At 71.0% G+C, this 1,460-nt stretch carries 1 protein-coding gene; it reads right to left on the bottom strand.

Translation table 11 applies throughout. The features are described 5' to 3' along the window. The coding region (locus MJ785_RS18745) for an IS66 family transposase (RefSeq protein ID WP_239382058.1) at window positions 1–1,316 on the bottom strand (1,316 nt) is incomplete at its 3' end. Window positions 1,317–1,460 lie beyond the last annotated feature (144 nt).

The raw sequence follows: 1,460 nt of genomic DNA, 5'->3' as shown, positions 1-1,460 counted from the left end.
TCGGCATAAAAAACCTTATGCCGACGTCGGCATAAGGTCTTGACGGGTCGCGCGTCGCGTTCCGCGAGATTGTTCGAAAACGGCACGGTCAGGTCCACAACAAACCTGAGGATCATGTCCTCGTGCGCGCGGAAACGGCGGATCAGCGTCCGCGCGTCCTTGGCTAGTGAGCTGTGTTCCCCTCGGTTTTCGGTGTCACCACGCGCGAGCGCTCCGACGTAGTGGTTGCGGATCCGGGCGAGGACCTCGGGGGCGAGCGCGGTCTGCCCGGCCTGGCGGGCGTCGCACGCGGCGTGGTGGGCATCGAGCAGCGTGGTGCCCATCGCCTCGGCCCAGACCTGCCCTGCCGGGTCGCCGTCGTTGATCGAGCGCAGGTCGCGCAGCAGGTGCGCGCCGCACCAGGCGTGCAGCGCGCCGGTCAGGTGGGTGTAGCCGCTGTAGCCGTCGCGTACCAGCACGCCGGTGAACGCCGGCCAGACCCCGCCGGCGTCGATCGCCTCACAGGTCCGGTCCCCGGTGTGCATCACCGTCAGGTAGGTGGTGCAGGCGACGTGCAGATAGCGCAGCGAGCCCTCGACGCGGGCGGTGGTCTCGTCAGCGTGCGCGACCGGCGCCCCGGCGATCAGGTCCCGCACCCGCGGCAGGAACGTGGCCTCGAGCAGCCTCGCGGCCCGGCCCCGCACGGACGCGACCCAGCCGGTGGAGACCGCGGCACCGAGCATCGTGGCGAGGATGGCCCGGGCCCGGCGGACCGGGAGATGGTGCGCGCAGACAAGCCACGCCGCCCGCGCGAGCATGCCCGGCCCGTAGCCGAGCCGGCCGGTCACCCCTGGTGGGCTCGCCGAGGCGGTGGTCTTTCCGCAGCACGGGCAGGTCCGCGCCAGAACCCGGTACTCGGTTACGTGCGGGCGCGGCGGTGGGGGCGGGGCGTCGAGGACCTGCTGGCGCCGGGTCGCGAACACCGGCGCGTCGGCGAGCGACTCCCCGCAGTCCGCGCAGGTCGGCGGGTCGATGACCACAACCTCGTCCGGGTCGGTGACCATCGTGCGGGTCCGCCCGGGCTCACCGGGCTGCTTGCCACACGGCCGCCCCGTGGATGTGCGCGAGGACCGCTGCGGGGCCTTCGTGTACGGGCTGTCCGACGACGGTGGCTTCGACGAGTTCGAGCTGTCCCTGCCTATCTGGCGTTCTAGTTCGGTGACCCGTTCGGTGAGCCGCTCGACCAGCTCCGTGGCCGCGGCGAGCTGCCTTGCCTGTTGTGCGATCAGCGCGCTCTGCGAAGCGATCGTGGCGTCCCGGTCCGCGAGCAGGCGCACGAGCTCCTCGTACGTCGGCCGGCCAGCGGATGCCATACCCGGAAACTACCGATCATGCGCCCACCGTCAGGCGGCCACCAGCGCGATCAACCCACAAGATCCGACAAACAGACAGCCGCCACCAGAGACCCAGCTGAACAGCTA

The sequence above is a fragment of the Protofrankia sp. CiT1 genome, from assembly GCF_917627335.1.
Classification (GTDB): Bacteria; Actinomycetota; Actinomycetes; order Frankiales; family Frankiaceae; genus Protofrankia.
This window is presented reverse-complemented; position numbering and strand designations above follow the sequence as displayed.